Genomic DNA, 17265 nt, shown 5'->3' with positions numbered 1-17265 from the left:
GGTCAGGCGGCGGGGTCCAGCTCGATCTCGACCCGGCGGTTGCGCGCGCGGCCCGCGCTGTCGTCGCTGCCATCGGGCTTGGCATTGGGGGCGATGGGACGGGTCTCGCCCAGGGCGATCACCTCGATCCGCGTGGCGGCGATGCCCCGCGCCACCAGATAGTCGCGCACCGCCTCCGCGCGCTTGCGCGACATGCGGCGATTGGAGTCGTCATCGCCTTCGCTGTCCGAATGGCCCCGCAGGACGATCCGCCCTTGCCCCGCCGCCCGGTCGCCGGCCAGCCGGTCGAGCGCGGCGCGGGCCTCGGCGTTCAGCGCCGCGCCGCCCTGGGGAAAGCCGATAGTCGGGCCGACCCGGCCCGCAACCGCGTCCGACCGAGGCTCCGCCGGTCGGGCGGGTGATGCAGGCTCGGGCACGGGCACTTCGATCACCGTTCCCCGGCTGGCCGTTGCGGACGTGCGCTCGCGGCATCCGCCCAGCACCACCGCGAGCCCGATGATCGCCATCCACCCGCCCGATCGCACCCTCATTACCGTCCCTTTGCCCCAGGCGCACCCCTGCCCCCGTGGCGGCGGACCATAGGGACCGGCTTGCCGTGGTGCAAACCGTGGCGGCGTGCGCTCAGCCCGCCGTTTCGGCAGCCGGGACCGCCCCGCGCTGCTCGCTCAGGATGCGCCATCCCGCCAGGAACAGCGCGGCGACCGCCGGTCCGACGACGATGCCGCTCAACCCCAGCAGCTCGATCCCGCCCAGCGTCGTCAGCAGCACGATCCAGTCGGGCAGCCCCGTGTCGCGCCCGACCAGGATCGGCCGCAGGATATTGTCGGCCAGCCCGATGACCAGCACGCCCGAAGCGACGACCACCGCCCCCTGCCAGACCGCGCCGGTCGCGAGCAGATAGATGGCGACCGGCCCCCAGATGATTGCGGGGCCGATCGCGGGCAGCAGCGCCGCGATCGCCATCAGCACGCCCCAGAGCAGCGCGGCGGGCACGCCGACGATCCAGAAGGTGATCGCGCCCAGCGCCCCCTGCACAAGCCCGACGATGACCGATCCCTTGATGGTCGCACGCACCACCGCGACGAAGGTATCGACCAGCCGCGTCGCCACGCCCCGCTCCAGCGGCAGCGCGCGGACGAAATCGGGGCCCAGCCGATCGCCGTCGCGGATCAGGAAGAAGGCGACATAGAGCCCCACGCCAAAGGCCAGCGCAAAGGCGAAGGCATTGCGCCCGATCGACAGCGCGCGGGTCGCGATCTGGCTGACGCTGCTGCTGAGCGTGCGCGAGACGCGCGCCTGAAGCCCCTCGAAACTGCCGACGCCCGAATTGTCCATCGCCTGGCGCAGCCGCTGGGGAAGCGCATCGCGGACCTGCTGGAAATATTGCGCGAAGTCGATCTGGCCGCTGCGCATCTTCAGATAGACGCCCGACGCCTGGTCGACGACCATGCTGCCGATCAACAGGGTCGGCACCACCACGGCAAAGGTGATGATCAACATGGTCAGCCCGGCGGCGAGATTGCGCCGCCCGCCGGTCTTGGTCAGCAGCCACTGGAACAGCGACCGAAACAGGATCGCCGCCAGCCCCGCCCAGAGCAGCGCGATCAGAAAGCCCGAAATCACCGCGATCAGGCCGATGGTGACGATCGCCAGGAAGAGGATGAATCCCCCTCGCTCGATCCTCTGGCGGTCGATGTTCATATGGCCCTCCCCTTCATGCATCGCGGCGTAACCGTCACGATCCCGCAACGGTTCCGCGATCCCTGTCGGCGGGATGACGGGGATGTCAGGATGGAAAAGGCTCTTGCCCTGCCCCGCACCCCGCAACCCCGTTCAGCGTGAGCGAAGTGCGTCGCTATTCCTCCCCTGCAAGGGGAGGTGGCAGCCCGAAGGGCTGACGGAGGGGTGTCGCGCTCTCGATAGGGTGACACCCCTCCACCATGCTGCGCATGGTCCCCCTCCCCTTGCAGGGGAGGAAGAATATGGCCCGTTACTCCGCCGCCACCGCCTCGACGCTGTCATCGAGCGGGTGCGCCAGGCGGGTCAGCATTTCCTTCGGGCAGACCTGCCAGAAATGCCCGGCGACCCGGTCCCAGTCCTCCAGCAGGCCCTTGGACCATTTGCTGTCGGTCGCGGCGGCATGCTGTTCGACTAGGTCGCGCAGCACGCCTTCCCAATGCGCCGACGCCAGGCGCTGCCACACGATATTCTCGGGGTTGGCGCGGCGGGCGAAGCGATCCTCTTCGTCATAGATGAACGCCATGCCGCCGGTCATGCCCGCGCCGAAATTCGCGCCGACCTGACCCAGCACCACCGCGACGCCGCCGGTCATATATTCGCAGCCATTCGCGCCGCAGCCCTCGACCACCACGGTCGCGCCCGAGTTGCGGACCGCGAAACGCTCGCCCGCCTGGCCCGCCGCGAACAGCTTGCCGGAGGTCGCGCCGTACAGCACGGTGTTGCCGATGATCGTGTTCTTCTGGCTGGCCAGCGGCGAGCTGACCGCCGGGCGCACGATGATGGTGCCGCCCGACAGGCCCTTGCCGACATAGTCATTGGCATCGCCGAACACTTCCAGCGTCACGCCCTTGCACAGGAACGCGCCCAGCGACTGGCCCGCGCTCCCACGCAGCCGCACGGTGACATGCCCGTCGGCCAGCTTGCTCATGCCGAACTTGCGGGTGATCTCCGACGACAGGCGCGTGCCGACCGCGCGGTGCGTGTTGCGCACCGAATAGGTCAGCTGCATCTTCTCGCCGCGCGAGAAGACCGCCGAGGCGTCCTTGATGATCTGTGCATCCAGGCTGTCGGGCACTTCGTTGCGGAAGGTCGACAGGCTGAACCGCCGCTCGGCATCGGTCGCATCGACCTTCGCCAGCACGGGGTTGAGGTCGAGATCGTCGAGATGCTCGGCCCCGCGGCTGACCTGGCGCAGCAGCTCGGTCCGCCCGATCACCTCGTCCAGCGACCGCACGCCGAGGCGCGCCAGGATGTCGCGGACTTCCTCGGCGATGAAGGTCATCAGGTTGATGACCTTTTCGGGCGTGCCGGTGAACTTGGCGCGAAGCCGCTCGTCCTGCACGCAGACGCCGACCGGGCAGGTGTTGCTATGGCACTGACGCACCATGATGCAGCCCATCGCGACGAGGCTCAGCGTGCCGATGCCGAACTCTTCCGCGCCCAGGATCGCCGCGATCACGATATCGCGCCCGGTCTTCAGGCCGCCGTCCGCGCGCAGGCGGATGCGACCGCGCAGGCCGTTCAGGGTCAGCGTCTGGTTGACCTCCGACAGACCCATTTCCCACGGCGTACCGGCATATTTGATTGAGGTCTGGGGCGAGGCGCCCGTGCCGCCGACATGGCCCGACACCAGGATGACGTCGGCATGCGCCTTGGCCACGCCCGCCGCGACCGTACCGATGCCCGCCGAGCTGACCAGCTTCACGCAGACGCGCGCACGCGGGTTGATCTGCTTGCAGTCATAGATGAGCTGCGCGAGATCCTCGATCGAATAGATGTCGTGGTGCGGCGGCGGCGAGATCAGCGTCACGCCCGGCGTCGCGTGGCGCAGCTTGGCGATGAACTCGGTCACCTTGAAGCCGGGCAGCTGCCCGCCCTCGCCGGGCTTGGCACCCTGCGCGACCTTGATCTCGATCTCGTCGCAGGCGTTCAGATATTCCGCCGTGACGCCGAAGCGACCGCTCGCGATCTGCTTGATCGTCGAGTTGGCGTTGTCGCCATTGTCGTATGGCTGATAGCGCAGCTTGTCCTCGCCGCCCTCGCCCGACACCGCCTTCGCGCCGATCCGGTTCATCGCGATCGCCAGCGTCTCATGCGCTTCCGGCGACAGCGCGCCCAGCGACATGCCCGGCGTCACGAAGCGCTTGCGGATCTCGGTGATCGCCTCGACCTGATCTACGGGCACGCCCTCGTTCGGGAAGTTGAACTGGAGCAGGTCGCGCAAATAGACCGGCGGCAGGTCGCCGACGCCGCGTGCGAATTGCAGGTACGTCGAATAGCTGTCGGTCGCGACCGCCGTCTGCAACAGGTGCATCAGCTGCGCCGAATAGGCATGGGTCTCGCCGCCGTCGCGCTGGCGATAGAAGCCGCCGATCGGCAGCGTCGCGACATGCTGATCCCAGGCCGCTTCGTGACGGACCATCGCCGAGTAATGGAGCGAGTTATAGCCCTCGCCCGAGATTTTGGCGGGCATGCCGGGGAACAGGTCGTTGACCAGCGCACGGGACAGGCCGACCGCCTCGAAGTTGTAGCCGCCGCGATAGCTGGAGATCACCGCGATCCCCATCTTGGCCATGATCTTGAGGAGGCCATCCTCGATCGCGGTGCGATGGTTGGCCAGGCACTGGTCGATGGTCAGGTCGCCGAACAGCCCGCGGCTGTGACGGTCGACGATCGCGGCTTCGGCCAGATAGGCATTCACCGTGGTCGCGCCGACACCGATCAGCACCGCATAATAATGGGTGTCGAGGCACTCGGCCGAGCGGACGTTGATCGACGCATAGCTGCGCAGCCCCCGGCGGACGAGATGCGTGTGCACCGCCGCCGCCGCCAGCACGCCCGCGATCGCGACACGGTCTTCGGAGACATGCTCGTCGGTCAGGAACAGCTCGGAGCGCCCTTCGCGCACCGCCTGTTCGGCCTGGTTGCGGATTCGCTGGATCGCGGCGCGCAGGCGGTCCGGACCGCCATCCGCCTCGAAGGTGCAGTCGATCTCGGCGGCCGAACGGCCGAAATGCGTCTTCAGGCGGTGCCAGTCGGCGCCGGTCAGGACCGGGGACGGCAGGACGAGCACGCGCTCGCGCCGATCCTCGGTGTCGAGGATGTTGGCGAGATTGCCGAACCGGGTCTTGAGCGACATCACATAGCGTTCGCGAAGCGAGTCGATCGGCGGGTTCGTCACCTGCGAGAAATTCTGGCGGAAGAACTGGCTGATCAGGCGCGGCTTGTCGGAGATGACGGCGAGCGGCGTGTCGTCGCCCATCGACCCGATCGCTTCCTTGCCGCCTTCGGCCATGGGCGACAGGATCAGCTCCATATCCTCCATGGTCTGGCCGGCGGCGACCTGACGACGCAGCATTTCGGCACGCGGCATCCGCACCAGCGCATCCTCTTCGGACGGCGCGGGCAGCTGGTCCATGGTCAGGAACTCGCCGATCATCGCAGCATAGTCCTGTTCGCCTGCGATCTGGTCCTTGATCGCGCGGTCGTCGTACAGCTTGCCCTCGGCCAGATCGACCGCGATCATCTGCCCCGGCCCCAACCGGCCCTTGGCGGTGACGGTCGCCTCGGGCACCACCACCATGCCGCTTTCCGACCCGACGATCAGCAGCCCGTCGGCGGTCAGCGTGTAGCGCAGCGGGCGCAGCGCGTTGCGGTCCATGCCCGCCACCGCCCAGCGGCCATCGGTCATCGCCAGCGCGGCGGGGCCGTCCCACGGCTCCATCACCGAGGCGAGATACTGGTACATCTCGGCATGCGCCTTGGGCGTGTCGAGGTCCTTCTGCCACGCCTCGGGCACCAGCATCAGCTTGGCGGTCGGCGCGTCGCGACCCGACCGGCAGATCGCCTCGAACACCGCGTCGAGCGCGGCGGTATCGGACGCACCCGCCGGGATCACCGGCTTGATGTCCTCCGAATTGTCGCCGAACGCGATCGAGGCCATCCGGATCTCATGGCTGAGCATCCAGTTCTTGTTGCCGCGGATCGTGTTGATCTCGCCGTTATGCGCCAGGCAGCGGAAGGGCTGCGCCAGCCACCATTGCGGGAAGGTGTTGGTCGAGTAACGCTGGTGGAAGATCGCCACGCGGCTCTCGAACCGGTGGTCCTGCAGGTCGGGATAGAAGACCGACAGGCTCTCGGCGAGGAACAGCCCCTTGTAGATGATCGAGCGGCAGGACAGCGAACAGATATAGAAGCCGCTGATCTGCGCCGCGATCACCCGCTTTTCGATGCGGCGGCGGACCAGGTACAGGTTCTTCTCGAACTCGGCGGCATCGACCTCGTCGGGCATCGGCCCGGCGATCATGATCTGCTCGATCTCCGGCCGGGTCGCCTGCGCCTTCAGCCCGATGACCGAGACGTCGACCGGCACCTGGCGCCAGCCATAGATGGTATAGCCCGCCTCGATGATGACGCTCTCGACGATGGTGCGGCAGGTCTCCTGCGCGCCCAGATCGGTGCGCGGCATGAAGATCATGCCGACCGCCAGCCGGTTGGGCAGCACCTTGTGCCCCGACGCGGCGATGGCGTCGTCGAAGAAGCGGTGCGGCAGGTCGACATGCAGTCCCGCACCGTCGCCAGTCTTGCCATCGGCATCGACCGCGCCGCGATGCCACACCGCCTTCAGCGCGTCGATCGCCGACTGGACGACCCGGCGCGAGGGCTGGCCATCGGTGGCCGCGACCATGCCGACGCCGCACGCATCGCCCTCGAATTCGGGGCGGTACATGCCATGCTCGGCGAGATATTGGCGCTGGTCGGTCATCACTTCTTGTCCTGCTGGGTCGCGTCGATGTCCTTGGCCATCGTGGCGATATCGTCCTGCATATGGGTCATCGCCTCGCCCATCAGCTTGCGCTGCCAGGCGGCGATGTCGGGGTCGGCCATGATCGTGAACGAGGCCTTCATATAGGCCTGGCCGGTCGGGGTCGCGAAGAAGCGCTGAAGATCGCCCAGCTGCCCCGCATCGAAACGGCGCGCATAGGCCCGCGCCATCGCGTCGACCATGCCCGGCAACGCCTCGGTCAGCGTGGCGTTCGTTCGCGCCTGCTGCTTGTCGAGGAAGCGATCGAAGATCGCGCGCGCTTTCGGGTTCTTGGTCAACGCCTGCTGAAAGCCAGGCGACTGTTCCAGACCCTGCCGCATATTGGCCTGCATGGGGGTCAGCATCGCCTGGATCATGCTCTGGCGCGTGGCGGGGGGCATCATCTGATCCAGCAACTGCCGCGCCAGAGCCAGCCGGGCCGCGTCGGGCTCCGCCACGACGGGCGCACGCGCGGGTGCCGCCGTCTGGGCCATCGCGACACCCGGCATGGCGGTCGCGGTCAGCGCGAGCAGGGCCCGCCCGCGCCTCATGCCGCCACCTTCTCGCGCGTCGCGGTCTTGGCGCGCGCCTTCAGCCACTGGTGCATCGCCTTAGCCACGTCGCGACCGTCGCGGATCGCCCACACCACCAGCGAGGCGCCGCGCACGATGTCGCCCGCCGCGAACACGCCGTCCAGGCTGGTCATCAGCGTGCGGCCGTCGACCAGCACCGTGCCCCAGCGGCTAACGCCCAGTTCGGCGGTGCCGAACAGGCTCGGCAGGTCCTCGGCATCGAAGCCCAGCGCCTTGATGACCATGTCCGCCTCGAGCAGATGGTCGGCACCCGGCTCGGCCTCCGGCGCACGGCGGCCGCTCGCGTCGGGGGCACCCAGCCGCATCTTGGTGGCGCGGACACCCGTCACCGTCTCGCCACCCTCGAAGCCCAGCGGGGCGGAGAGCCAGACGAACTCGGCGCCTTCCTCCTCGGCATTGGCGACTTCGCGTTGCGAGCCCGGCATGTTGGCCCGGTCGCGGCGATAGAGGCACTTCACCGACTTGGCACCTTGGCGGATCGCGGTGCGGACGCAGTCCATCGCGGTGTCGCCGCCGCCGATCACGACGACATTCTTGCCCTCTGCATTGAGCGAGCCATTTTCGAACGCCTCGACCGTGTCCCCGAAGCTCTTGCGGTTGGACGCGGTCAGATAGTCGAGCGCGGCGATCACGCCGTTCGCGCCCGCGCCGTCCACATCGACATTGCGCGCCTTATAGACGCCGGTCGCGATCAGCACCGCGTCATGGCGGCGGCGCAGATCCTCCAGCGTCGCGTCCTCGCCAACCGCGAAACCCTCATGGAAGACGATGCCGCCCGCCTTCAGCCGCTCGACCCGGCGCATGACGACGGGCTTTTCCAGCTTGAAGCCGGGGATGCCATAGGTCAGCAGCCCGCCCGCCCGGTCGTGCCGGTCATAGACATGGACCTCATAGCCCGACACGCGCAGATATTCGGCCGCCGTCAGCCCCGCAGGCCCCGCGCCGATCACCGCGACCGACTGGCCACGCGCGGGTCCGGGGACCAGCGGCTCGACCCAGCCTTCTTCCCAGGCGGTGTCGGTGATGAACTTCTCGACCGATCCGATCGTGACCGCGCCGTGGCCCGAAAACTCGATGACGCAATTGCCCTCGCACAGCCGGTCCTGCGGGCAGATGCGGCCGCAAATCTCGGGCATGGTCGAGGTGGCGTTGGACAGCTCATAGGCTTCGCGCAGCCGCCCCTCGGCGGTCAGGCGCAGCCAGTCGGGGATATGGTTGTGCAGCGGGCAATGGACCGAGCAATAGGGCACGCCGCATTGCGAGCAGCGCCCCGCCTGATCCTCCGCCGCCGGGGGCGCATAACGCTCGGCGATCTCGCGGAAATCCTCCGCGCGCGCCTCGGCCGCCCGCTTGGCCGGATAAGCCTGCTCGCGGCCTACAAACTTCAGCATAGAATCGTTCGCCATATGCGCCTCCGAAGATGCGGATATTGCGCGAACGACCCCATGTCACGGGCAAATCGACATATAGGACAGCAAGCGCGTCCTATTTAGACCCTTATTTGTGCGCGGCCCGCCCTTATTGCGAGCGACCCGCAAGTAAATAGGCCCGATCCGGTATCAATGCAGCGTCAGCATCGCCAGCGCGATGCTACCCGCGACGATTCGATACCAGGCAAAGGGGCCGAAGCCGTGCTTGCCGACGATGCCGACGAACCAGCGGACGACCAGCAGGGCGACCACGAAGGACACCACGAAGCCGACACCGATCTCGATCGGCCCGACGCTGCTCCCGCTGCGCATCGCATCCAGATGCCCCGCCGTCTCGACCACACTGGCGCCCAGCATGGTGGGGATGGCGAGGAAGAAGCTGAACTCGGCCGCCGTGCGCCGCTCGACACCCAGGGTCAGCGCGCCCAGGATCGTCGCGCCCGAGCGGCTGACGCCCGGAATCATCGCCAGACACTGGAGGAAGCCGACGCCCAGCGCCGTCCTGGCCGGGACGGCCGCGATGCCGCGCGTCGTGCCGGGCTTCACCAGCCGCTCGATGACCAGGATCGCGATGCCGCCGACGATCAGCGCGATGGCGACGACCTTGGGCTGGAGCAGCAGCGCCTCGATATGCTTTTTCGCCAGCACGCCGATGACGGCGGCGGGGATGAAGGCGATCAGCAGGTTGCGCACGAAGCGGATCGAACCCGGATCGCGCTTGAACAGCCCCTCCAGCACGGTCCAGAAGGTCCGCCAGTAGAGGACGACGACCGCCAGGATCGCGCCCAGCTGGATGACGATGTTGAACATCTGCCACCGCGCATCGTCATAGCCGAGCAGCGCGCCCGCCAGGATCAGGTGTCCGGTCGAGGACACCGGCAGGAATTCGGTGACCCCCTCGACGATACCGAGGATGATGGCGGCTAGCAGATCGTTCACGAGCGTCCCCAAAAAATTGGCCCCGTCGCCATAGGACGACGGGGCCGACAGGGAAACGCCTAAGCGGCGACCCGTGGGGCGTTATGGGACGGCTCAGGCCGCCAGCGTCTGCGCCCGCCGCCCGAACCGGCCCGCCTTGCGGAAACGGATCAGATATTCGGGCGCGACGGTCGCCAGCGGCGCCGGGGTGACGCCCAGCGCGGCGAGACCCGGCGCACCGGCGGCGGCGACATTGTCCTGCTGGAGCATCAGCCACTGGTCCCAGCTGATCGGCGAGCCCGGCAGCCGGGCGAGCAGCGCGCCCGCAAAGTCGGGCAGCTCGACGAAGTTCGGCTTGCGGCCCAGCGTCGCGGCGATCCAGCGGATCAGCTCGCCCATCGACAGCACGTCCGGCCCGCCCAGCTCATAGGTGCGGCCGCCATGCGTCTCGCCGTCCAGGATCGCCGCGACGATCGCCTGGCCGACATCGCCCGCGAACACCGGCTGGAACTTCACGCCCGCACGCAGGATCGGCACGATCGGCGCCGACACCATGCCCGCAAAGCGGTTCACGAACTGGTCCTCGCGCCCGAACACGATCGAGGGGCGCAGGATCGTGGCGTTCGGGAAAGCCTGGCGCACCGCATCCTCGCCCTGCCCCTTCGACCGGGCATAGGCCGCCGCGCCGTTCGAATCGGCGCCGATGGCCGAGACATGGGCCAGCGCCTCGACCCCCGCCGCGCGCGCGGCCTCGGCGACGGTGCGCGCGCCGTCGACATGGATGCGCTGCATATTGCCGCCCATCACGCCGACCAGATTGACGACGGCATCCGCGCCCTCGACCGCCCGCGCGACCGTGTCGGGCCGTGCGATATCGGCCGCGACGAACTGCGTCTGGCCCAGCCCGCCCTGCGTGCGCAGGAAATAGGCCTGGCGCGGATCGCGCTGCGCGACCCGCACCCGCGCGCCCGTGCGCATCAACTCGCGTGCGACATAGCGGCCCAGAAAGCCCCCGCCGCCAATCAGCGTCACCAGCTTGTTCGTCATGACCGTCCCTATTTTTTCGAGAAAAATCGTCTTTCGCCCCTTTGCCTCGCAAAAAAGCCGTTGACAAGGATTCGAACCCTACCCTAAAGGCGCGGGCCTACCCCGTGCCCAGATGGCGGAATTGGTAGACGCACCAGCTTCAGGTGCTGGCGATCGCAAGGTCGTGGAGGTTCGAGTCCTCTTCTGGGCACCACTTTCCAACATTGGTGGAAAATGTGAGGCGGCTGTCGAAAGACAGCCGCCGACACGTGTTTGTCCCGATGCTTTGGCATATCGCGCGAAATCATCGCGCCGTCTTTTCCGATCCCGGCCGCCATGACCATGCCGTCGAGGCTTTGCTTGCCGATATTCGTGCTTTGGGGACGATTATATCGGAGGAAGCTCCGTCGAACGACAGCCCCCTGCTGCCACCACGCATCCCGACGATACGCGACGGCACCCACGACTGGATTTGCGAAGAGGCCACCCCGGCAAATGATCGACGACGGGAAGCGCACGGCGACGTCCGGGATTCGCGTGCGACCCGATTCGATGGCGGGATAGAACGATTCGCCACGAAACAGGCCGAGACGGCCGACATGCTCACCTGGGGCCGATCGACATTCAGCGCTGCCTTTCCTTCCCTCGCCCCTCGCAGAGGGGAGAGGGTTGCGCAGACTTGGCCTTTGCGTAGCAAAGGCTTAGTCGGAGCTGGGTGAGGGGTGGGCGCTCGCTTGGCGAGCGCCGCGAGCCTTTGGGCTCGCTCAACCCCTCACCCAAGCTGCGCTAGCCAGCAAGGCTGGCAAGCTTCGCTAACCCTCTCCCCTGTCCAGGGGAGAGGAGAAGCAATTCTGAATGATCCGACCTAAGTCATCATCTACAGCCGTGCGAATCGACGGCAGGCGACGCCGATCATCAGCGTGACATTTCTTGGAAGGGGATATGGGGCGGGCGCTTAGCCCGGCCTGCGGATCAGATCGCCTGATCGCGGCAAATGTCTGGATGCCCCGTGAGGATTCGAACCTCAATTAACGGAGTCAGAGTCCGTGGTCTTACCTTTAGACGACGGGGCACCGAACAGGGGCGTGCCTCTAGGCGGGCTGGCGGGGCTTGTCAACAGGCTTTGATGCCGTGCGTCTTGTCGCACGGGCACCGACCCGCTACCTTGGGGACCAAGCACCGGCGGACGCTCATGTCCGTGACGGATAGAACAGAATAAAGCGAGATACGGCGATGGGGGATCAACCCACCCGACGGCCGTACCGGCAGGCCAAGCCCCCTGCCCGTCCGGCACCGCCCCGGCCCCAGCGTGGCCGGTGGTCCGATGCGCAGGCTTATGCCGCGCTCGACCTTGGCACCAACAATTGTCGGCTGCTGATCGCGCGGCCGCAGGGCGGCGGCTTTGCCGTGGTCGACGCCTTTTCGCGCATCGTCCGGCTGGGCGAGGGGCTGGCCACCACCGGCCGCCTGTCCGACGCCGCGATCGACCGCACCATCGCGGCGCTGCGCGTCTGCGCCGACAAGCTGCGGCGCCGCAACGTCACCCTGTCGCGCGCGGTCGCGACCGAGGCCTGCCGGCGGGCAGCCAACGGCCCCGCCTTCATCGCGCGCGCGCTGGCGGAGACGGGCATCCATCTGGACATCATCTCGGCTGAGGAAGAGGCACGGCTCGCCGTACTCGGCTGTCACGCGCTGATCGAGCCGGGCGAGGACCCCGCTCTGGTCTTCGACATCGGCGGCGGTTCGACCGAACTGGTGCTGGTCGACACGCGCGGCCCCAGCCCCCGCATCCTCGACTGGCATTCGGCCCCCTGGGGCGTGGTCTCGCTCACCGAAAGCGCGGGCGGCGGCGAGGGCGAGGCAGGGCGGCTGGCCGCCTATGCGCGGATGCGCCAGATCGTCGCGGACAGCTTTGCCGGTTTCGCCGCACGCCTGCCGCGCGACCTGAAGCGCCCCCGGCTGCTGGGCACCAGCGGCACGGTGACGACGCTGGGCAGCGTCCATCTGGGGCTCAGCCAATATGACCGGGCCGCGGTCGACGGGCTGATCGTGCCGACGGCGGCGATGCGCGAGATCAGTACCAGCCTGTCGCGCAAGAGCCTGGCCGCGCGCGGCAAGGTCGCGTGCATCGGCCCCGAGCGCGCCGACCTGGTGGTCGCGGGCTGCGCCATCCTCGAGACGATATTGGACCTCTGGCCCGCCGAGCGGCTAGGGATCGCCGACCGTGGAATCCGCGAGGGGATTTTGCGGCGTTTGATGGGAATCACCAGACCGTGAGCAGAGGAAATTCGGGGCTGCACCAGCGCGTGCGCACCGCCCGGAACCGCACCGCGCAATCGACCCGCTGGCTGGAGCGCCAGTTGAACGATCCCTATGTCCGCCGCGCCAAGGCGGAGGGGTATCGCAGCCGCGCGGCGTACAAGCTGATCGAGCTGGACGAGCGGTTCGGCTTCCTGCGCGGCAAGAAGCGGATCATCGACCTCGGCATCGCGCCGGGCGGCTGGAGCCAGGTGGTGCGGCGCAAGGTGCCGAACGCCAGCGTGGTCGGCATCGACCTGTTGCCCGTCGACCCGATCGACGGCGTCACCATCTTCGAGATGGACTTCATGGACGATGCGGCACCCGACAGGCTGATGGAGGCGCTCGGCGGCGCGCCCGACCTCGTCATGTCGGACATGGCGGCCAACACGGTCGGCCATCCGCAGACCGACGCGCTGCGCACCATGGCGCTGGTCGAGACGGCGTTCGCCTTTGCCTGCGACGTGCTGTCGCCCGGCGGGGTGTTCGTGTCGAAGGTCTTTGCGGGCGGCGCCGATTCGCAGCTGGTCGCCGAGATGAAGCGCCACTTCGCCACCGTGAAGCACGCCAAGCCGCCGTCGAGCCGCAAGGGATCGGTGGAATGGTTCGTCGTGGCGCAGGGGTTCAAGGGGCGCAAGGCCGCGCCGGTCGGGGACGATTCGGAGGATTGAGCCCGGAGTGTCGGGGGGCGCTTTCGCCTTCGCCCAATAGCGGACGTCGGCAATAGGCGATAAGGCGGTGACGAGGGAGCGAGCCGCCATGTTTCGTGCGCTGATCAACTGGATGGATCGGGACTGGACGAGTCGAAGATACAATCCGGTATTCGCGTTTGCGCAGCGGCTTGTTTGGGGTGTGCCGGCCTTCTTGAGTCTAGCGGTGATCAGCGCACTTGAGGCTTTGGGCCTCTCGCGTGACGGTACGGTTGCCCTCGGCGTTTTTGCGCTTGGTGGGGCGGCAATGTTCGCCATGATGCTCGTATCTCTTTACCGCTGGGCGGTCGGTTACAGCAGTTCCCAGTTCCAAGAGCAGGCAGCGGCGGAGCGTCGGGAGCGAGTGGCTGGGCGGCAGGCGTTCTTCCGTCGGTGGTTCAAGCCACATGGCAGCTAGCCACCCAAAATAGACATCTCGCTCGCCCCTTTCTCCGTTCAGCCTGAGCGAAGTCGAAGGCCACGGGATGACGCCCGTGCCAGAGGTTCGGGGCATGCACTTCGACTTCGCTCCGTGCGAACGGAAGGTGGGGAGCGGGGCGAACGGAGGTAGGGGAGCAGCCTCCCCCTCACAGCAACGCGTTCACCGCCTCCATGAATCGCATCAGGCTGATCGGCTTGGAGACATAGGAATCCGCCCCCGCCGCGCGGATCCGGTCCTCGTCCTCGCGGCCCGCATAGGCGGTGACCGCCATCACCGGGATGCGGCGCAGTTCCTCGTCCGCCTTCAGCTCCAGGATCAGCTCATAGCCGGTCACGTGCGGCATCTGGATGTCCATGATGATCAGGTCGGGTTCGACCTCGCGCGCGCGTGCGACCGCCTCGCGCCCGTCGCGGACCGGCTCCGCGATGAAGCCGTGCGCGCGCAGGAGGTCGCAGAAGAGTTTGAGGTTGAGTTCGTTGTCCTCGACAACGAGCACCTTTCTTGTCACGCCCGTTCCACCATTGACCATGAGTGACGATAGGCAATGCCCGGACCGGATACAATCGAACCCGCACGCATCGAGACGGCCGGGGCGCTGGCGTTGCAGGCGCTCGTCTGGACGCTGCAAAGCCAGAGCCGCGCCGAACGGCTGCTGGCGCTGACCGGCCTGTCGGTCGAGGAACTGCGCGGCGGGGCGGGCGAGCCCGGCGTGCTGGCCGCCATCCTGTCCTTTCTGGAGGGGCATGAGGCCGACCTGATCGAATGCGCCGATTCGCTGGGCGTGCGTCCCGAGGCGCTGGTCGCCGCGCGGCGGACGCTGGAGGCCGCATGAAGCCGCTGCTGATCTGCGACTGCGACGAGGTGCTGGTCCATATGGTGCGGCACTTTCGCGACTGGCTGGACGAGGCGCACGACATGGAATTCGCGCTGGACCGGCACGACTTTTTCGGATCGCTGTCCCGGCGCGGCGGCGGCCCCGCCCCTACCCATGACGAGGCCTGGGAGCTGCTGCACGGCTTCTTTCCCGGCCAGATGGAGCGCCAGACCCTGGTGCCCCACGCCGCCGAGGCGCTGGCCGCGCTGGCGAAACAGGCCGACATCGTCATCCTGACCAATCTGGTCGAGGAATGCCGCCAGCCCCGGATCGAGCAGCTGGCGCGATTCGGCATCACCCACCGCGTCCAGTGCAATTCCGGCCCCAAGGGCGTGCCGGTGGCGAGGCTCGTCGCCGAGCATGGCCACCCCGTCACCGTCTTCGTCGATGATCTGGCGCAACACCATGCCTCGGTCGCGGAGCATGCGCCGCAGGTCCACCGGCTGCACATGGTGTCGGAGCCGGAAATGGCGCCGCATGTCCCGCCCGCGCCCGCCGCGCATGCCCGGATCGACGACTGGCGCCGCGCCGAGACCTGGATCGCCGCACGATTCGCCGAGGGGCGCGCCGCGCCGGGCTGACGGGATACTTGACCGGCGGGGGCGCACCGCGCCATGTCTCGCGCCATGACCACCCATATCGATCGCGCGCTCGAGCAGCTCGGCCTCACCCTGCCGGAGGCCGCCGCCCCCGTCGCCGCCTATGTCCCCGTCGTCGAGGCGGGCGGGCTCCTCCATATCTCGGGCCAGCTGCCCTTCATCGACGGCCAGCTCGTCACCGGGCGGCTGGGCGAGGGCGTCTCGCTGGAGGACGGGCAGAAGGCGGCGCAGGCGTGCGGCCTGATGCTGGTGGCGCAGATCAAGAAATATCTGGGCGGCGACCTGGCCCGCGTGAAGCGGATCGTGAAGCTGGGCGTGTTCGTCAATTCGGCGGGCGACTTCACCGACCAGCCCAAGGTCGCCAATGGCGCGTCGGAGCTGATGGTGTCGCTGTTCGGCGAGGCTGGCCGCCATGCGCGCTCGGCCGTCGGCGTGCCGGTACTGCCGCTGGGCGCGGCGGTCGAGGTGGATGCGATCGTTCAGTTGGGGTGATCGGGGATTTGCCGTGAGTGCGTAGCTTGCGGCTTTCCCCTCCCCCATCCCCTCCCGCCTGCGGGAGGGGCGTGTTTGGTGGCAGCGACAGGCCACCATCGCGATGGTGGGAAACGCCCACCCGGTAACGCACCCCTCCCGCAAGCGGGAGGGGATGGGGGAGGGCCCTCGCCACAAGCGAACCGCCAGCCCTTGTCCCGCCCCGCCCCAAACCGCATATCCCACCGCGATGACCACCGCCGTCGCGCGTATCCTCTCCGGCGTCGCCGCCCTGTCCCCCGACCAGTGGGACGCCTGTGCGGGCACCGCCAATCCCTTTGTCAGCCACGCCTTCCTGAGCGCGCTCGAAACCTCGCATAGCGTCGGCGGCCGATCGGGATGGACCCCCGCGCCCATCGTGATCGACGGCCCGGACGGACAGCCCGCCGCGATCGCGCCCGCCTATCTGAAGGCGCATAGCCAGGGCGAATATGTCTTCGACCATGGCTGGGCCGATGCGTGGGAGCGCGCCGGGGGCCGCTATTACCCCAAGCTCCAGATCGCCGCGCCCTTCTCGCCCGTGCCCGGCCCCCGCCTGCTGCTGCGCGACCCGGCGCTTGCGCCCGCACTGATCGCCGCGATCGAGGCGGTGACCGACCAGAACGCGCTGTCCTCGGCGCATGCCACCTTCGTCGCGCCCGACCAGGTGCCGCATTTCGAGGCGGCGGGCTGGCTGATCCGCGAGGGGGTGCAATTCCACTGGCGCAATGACGGCTATGCCAGCTTCGACGATTTCCTGGATGCGCTGGCCAGCCGCAAGCGCAAGGCGATCCGCAAGGAGCGCGCCGCCGCCGTCGCGGGGCTGACCATCCGCCACCTGACCGGCGCCGACATCCGGCCGGAGCATTGGGACGCCTTCTGGACCTTCTATCAGGATACGGGCAGCCGCAAATGGGGCCAGCCCTATCTGACCCGCGCCGCCTTCGACCGGATCGGCGAGCGGCTGGGCGACCGGGTGCTGCTGATCCTGGCGGAGCGCGAGGGGCTGCCGATCGCGGGGGCGCTGAACCTGATCGGCGCGGACACGCTCTATGGGCGCTATTGGGGCGCGACCGAGGAGGTGCCCTTCCTCCATTTCGAGCTATGCTATTATCAGGCGATCGACGCCGCCATCGCGCGCGGGCTGTCGACCGTGGAGGCGGGCGCGCAGGGCGAGCACAAGCTGGCGCGCGGATACGCCCCGGTGCCGACCTACTCGGCGCATTACATCCCCCACCCCGCCTTTCGCCGCGCCGTCGCCGAATTCGTGACCCGCGAGCGCGAGGCGATGGCGGCGGAGAGCGAATATCTGGGCGAGCTGACCCCGTTCCGCCGGGGTTAG

Annotated in this window: 15 protein-coding genes and 2 tRNA genes; 8 read left to right on the top strand and 9 right to left on the bottom strand. The window is 68.0% G+C overall.

Annotated elements, in window-relative coordinates; genetic code table 11:
* Positions 1-2 precede the first annotated feature (2 nt).
* The 7 genes from QE363_RS02445 to QE363_RS02415 all read right to left on the bottom strand — a co-directional run bounded on the left by QE363_RS02445 (position 3) and on the right by QE363_RS02415 (position 10532).
* Positions 3-530, bottom strand: a complete 528-nt coding sequence (locus tag QE363_RS02445) for an OmpA family protein (protein WP_309691491.1) — start codon at positions 528-530, stop codon at positions 3-5.
* 91 nt (positions 531-621) lie between these two features.
* A complete protein-coding gene (locus tag QE363_RS02440) occupies positions 622-1701 on the bottom strand; it encodes an AI-2E family transporter (protein WP_309691490.1) in 1080 nt (359 codons plus the stop codon).
* Positions 1702-1990: 289 nt separating this feature from the next.
* Positions 1991-6505 carry a glutamate synthase large subunit gene (gltB, locus tag QE363_RS02435; RefSeq protein ID WP_309691488.1) on the bottom strand — a complete coding sequence of 1505 codons (4515 nt, stop codon included), beginning with the start codon at positions 6503-6505 and terminating at the stop codon, positions 1991-1993.
* Positions 6505-7095 carry a DUF2059 domain-containing protein gene (locus QE363_RS02430; protein ID WP_309691486.1) on the bottom strand — a complete coding sequence of 197 codons (591 nt, stop codon included), beginning with the start codon at positions 7093-7095 and terminating at the stop codon, positions 6505-6507. The genes gltB and QE363_RS02430 overlap by 1 nt, the downstream gene beginning before the upstream one ends.
* A complete protein-coding gene (locus tag QE363_RS02425) occupies positions 7092-8543 on the bottom strand; it encodes an NAD(P)-dependent oxidoreductase (protein ID WP_309691483.1) in 1452 nt (483 codons plus the stop codon). The genes QE363_RS02430 and QE363_RS02425 overlap by 4 nt, the downstream gene beginning before the upstream one ends.
* A gap of 153 nt (positions 8544-8696) precedes the next feature.
* Positions 8697-9506 (bottom strand): undecaprenyl-diphosphate phosphatase, encoded by an 810-nt coding sequence (locus QE363_RS02420; protein WP_309691482.1) that lies wholly within the window; start codon positions 9504-9506, stop codon positions 8697-8699.
* A gap of 93 nt (positions 9507-9599) precedes the next feature.
* Positions 9600-10532 (bottom strand): complex I NDUFA9 subunit family protein, encoded by a 933-nt coding sequence (locus QE363_RS02415; protein WP_309691479.1) that lies wholly within the window; start codon positions 10530-10532, stop codon positions 9600-9602.
* A gap of 106 nt (positions 10533-10638) precedes the next feature.
* On the opposite strand from QE363_RS02415, the gene QE363_RS02410 reads away from it, so the two are divergent.
* Positions 10639-10725 (top strand) — tRNA-Leu (locus QE363_RS02410).
* Positions 10726-11510: 785 nt separating this feature from the next.
* Here the strand turns inward: QE363_RS02410 and QE363_RS02405 are convergent.
* Positions 11511-11584: transfer RNA gene (locus tag QE363_RS02405), tRNA-Gln, on the bottom strand.
* A gap of 160 nt (positions 11585-11744) precedes the next feature.
* On the opposite strand from QE363_RS02405, the gene QE363_RS02400 reads away from it, so the two are divergent.
* The 3 genes from QE363_RS02400 to QE363_RS02390 all read left to right on the top strand — a co-directional run bounded on the left by QE363_RS02400 (position 11745) and on the right by QE363_RS02390 (position 13916).
* Entirely contained in the window at positions 11745-12788 is a 1044-nt protein-coding gene (locus QE363_RS02400) for a Ppx/GppA phosphatase family protein (protein ID WP_307101956.1), read from the top strand.
* Complete coding sequence (locus QE363_RS02395) at positions 12785-13480, top strand: RlmE family RNA methyltransferase (RefSeq protein ID WP_307101954.1); 696 nt, start codon at positions 12785-12787, stop codon at positions 13478-13480. The genes QE363_RS02400 and QE363_RS02395 overlap by 4 nt, the downstream gene beginning before the upstream one ends.
* Positions 13481-13568: 88 nt before the next feature.
* A complete protein-coding gene (locus tag QE363_RS02390; protein WP_309691477.1) occupies positions 13569-13916 on the top strand; it encodes a hypothetical protein in 348 nt (115 codons plus the stop codon).
* A 169-nt stretch (positions 13917-14085) separates the two neighbouring features.
* Here the strand turns inward: QE363_RS02390 and QE363_RS02385 are convergent, their stop codons facing one another.
* Positions 14086-14448 carry a response regulator gene (locus QE363_RS02385; RefSeq protein ID WP_307101952.1) on the bottom strand — a complete coding sequence of 121 codons (363 nt, stop codon included), beginning with the start codon at positions 14446-14448 and terminating at the stop codon, positions 14086-14088.
* 36 nt (positions 14449-14484) lie between these two features.
* Here QE363_RS02385 and QE363_RS02380 point away from each other — a divergent pair, with 36 nt between their 5' ends.
* The 4 genes from QE363_RS02380 (at position 14485) to QE363_RS02365 (ending at position 17265) form a co-directional block, all read left to right on the top strand.
* Positions 14485-14772: a DUF3572 family protein gene (locus QE363_RS02380; RefSeq protein WP_307101950.1), complete on the top strand. Its 288-nt coding sequence runs from the start codon at positions 14485-14487 to the stop codon at positions 14770-14772.
* Complete coding sequence (locus tag QE363_RS02375) at positions 14769-15395, top strand: HAD family hydrolase (RefSeq protein ID WP_309691475.1); 627 nt, start codon at positions 14769-14771, stop codon at positions 15393-15395. Before QE363_RS02380 ends, QE363_RS02375 begins: the two co-directional genes overlap by 4 nt.
* A gap of 45 nt (positions 15396-15440) precedes the next feature.
* Positions 15441-15905, top strand: a complete 465-nt coding sequence (locus tag QE363_RS02370) for a RidA family protein (protein WP_309691474.1) — start codon at positions 15441-15443, stop codon at positions 15903-15905.
* Positions 15906-16134: 229 nt separating this feature from the next.
* Positions 16135-17265 (top strand): GNAT family N-acetyltransferase, encoded by a 1131-nt coding sequence (locus QE363_RS02365; protein WP_309691473.1) that lies wholly within the window; start codon positions 16135-16137, stop codon positions 17263-17265.

This window comes from Sphingomonas sp. SORGH_AS_0870, assembly GCF_031453175.1.
In the GTDB taxonomy this organism is placed as follows: Bacteria; Pseudomonadota; Alphaproteobacteria; order Sphingomonadales; family Sphingomonadaceae; genus Sphingomonas.
This window is presented reverse-complemented; position numbering and strand designations above follow the sequence as displayed.

Bases quoted from the DNA above. Each gene is read 5' to 3' on its own strand.
- QE363_RS02430 (WP_309691486.1), bottom strand. From the start codon at position 7,095: ATGAGGCGCGGGCGGGCCCTGCTCGCGCTGACCGCGACCGCCATGCCG.
- QE363_RS02440 (WP_309691490.1), bottom strand. From the start codon at position 1,701: ATGAACATCGACCGCCAGAGGATCGAGCGAGGGGGATTCATCCTCTTC.
- QE363_RS02425 (WP_309691483.1), bottom strand. From the start codon at position 8,543: ATGGCGAACGATTCTATGCTGAAGTTTGTAGGCCGCGAGCAGGCTTAT.
- QE363_RS02370 (WP_309691474.1), top strand. From the start codon at position 15,441: ATGACCACCCATATCGATCGCGCGCTCGAGCAGCTCGGCCTCACCCTG.
- QE363_RS02390 (WP_309691477.1), top strand. From the start codon at position 13,569: ATGTTTCGTGCGCTGATCAACTGGATGGATCGGGACTGGACGAGTCGA.
- QE363_RS02375 (WP_309691475.1), top strand. From the start codon at position 14,769: ATGAAGCCGCTGCTGATCTGCGACTGCGACGAGGTGCTGGTCCATATG.
- QE363_RS02400 (WP_307101956.1), top strand. From the start codon at position 11,745: ATGGGGGATCAACCCACCCGACGGCCGTACCGGCAGGCCAAGCCCCCT.
- QE363_RS02380 (WP_307101950.1), top strand. From the start codon at position 14,485: ATGCCCGGACCGGATACAATCGAACCCGCACGCATCGAGACGGCCGGG.
- QE363_RS02365 (WP_309691473.1), top strand. From the start codon at position 16,135: ATGACCACCGCCGTCGCGCGTATCCTCTCCGGCGTCGCCGCCCTGTCC.
- QE363_RS02415 (WP_309691479.1), bottom strand. From the start codon at position 10,532: ATGACGAACAAGCTGGTGACGCTGATTGGCGGCGGGGGCTTTCTGGGC.
- gltB (WP_309691488.1), bottom strand. From the start codon at position 6,505: ATGACCGACCAGCGCCAATATCTCGCCGAGCATGGCATGTACCGCCCC.
- QE363_RS02445 (WP_309691491.1), bottom strand. From the start codon at position 530: ATGAGGGTGCGATCGGGCGGGTGGATGGCGATCATCGGGCTCGCGGTG.